This window comes from Cupriavidus mimosae, assembly GCF_023952485.1.
Lineage (GTDB): Bacteria > Pseudomonadota > Gammaproteobacteria > Burkholderiales > Burkholderiaceae > Cupriavidus > Cupriavidus taiwanensis_C.
The window spans coordinates 1-753 of record NZ_JALHRY010000102.1 but is presented as its reverse complement, the minus strand read 5'-3'; the positions used below and the strand labels follow the sequence as shown (position 1 = coordinate 753).

The window sequence follows — 753 nt, the reverse complement described above, 5'->3', positions numbered from 1 at the left end:
CGTAAGCGTGGCCCCAGCACCGTCTGTTCATGAAGAGCCATAGGCGGCAATCTGGTTCCCACCAGAATTTGGTGGGAACCAGAAGAAATGGAAATCAAGGCGCGGGGTCGCCGGCGAGGCTCCAAGAACTACTCGAAGGAATTCCGCACGCAGGTCGTGGCGGAAACGCTGGACCCGGCAAGCTCACTGGCAGAAGTTGCGCGCTCGCATGGCCTGAACGCGAATCTCGTGTCGAAGTGGCGGCGGGATTATGAGCGAGCTGCGACGTCAGCATCCGAGCCTTCGGAATTATTCCTGCCCGTTCAGATAGCATCGCCGCCGAGGCCGGAGCCGATTGGATCGACCGGGCTCGTCATCGAATGTCGTGGCATGCGTGTGAGTTTCGAAGGCAAGCCCGAGCCTGATGTCCTGCAGCTCGTGCTGGCGAGCTTGCTGGGAGTGGGTTCGTGATGCCGGGCCTTCCCGCTGGAACGCGGGTGTGGCTGGCTGCTGGTGTGACCGATATGCGCTCTGGCTTCAACAGCCTGGCCGCGAAGGTGCAGACCGTGCTAGAGCGGGACCCGTTCAGCGGCCACGTGTTTGTGTTCCGTGGCCGACGAGGCGATCTGGTCAAGGTGCTTTGGTGGAGCGGTGATGGCATGTGTCTGCTGATGAAACGGCTTGAACGCGGCCGCTTCGTCTGGCCTCGTGCGGATGGAGGTGTCGTCAGCCTGAGCCAGGCGCAGCTCTCAATGCTGCTGGAAGGCATCGACT

2 protein-coding genes are annotated in these 753 nt (G+C 61.8%); both read left to right on the top strand.

Features of this window, described 5'->3' with window-relative positions; all coding sequences use genetic code 11:
• Positions 1-87 precede the first annotated feature (87 nt).
• Positions 88-450 carry an IS66-like element accessory protein TnpA gene (gene tnpA / locus MKD50_RS30515; RefSeq protein ID WP_012354501.1) on the top strand — a complete coding sequence of 121 codons (363 nt, stop codon included), beginning with the start codon at positions 88-90 and terminating at the stop codon, positions 448-450.
• On the top strand, positions 450-753 hold a 304-nt coding region (gene tnpB / locus MKD50_RS30510; RefSeq protein ID WP_252669780.1), incomplete at its 3' end, for an IS66 family insertion sequence element accessory protein TnpB. The genes tnpA and tnpB, both read left to right, overlap by 1 nt.

Coding starts and splice junctions, on each gene's coding strand:
- tnpA (WP_012354501.1), top strand. CDS start 88: ATGGAAATCAAGGCGCGGGGTCGCCGGCGAGGCTCCAAGAACTACTCG.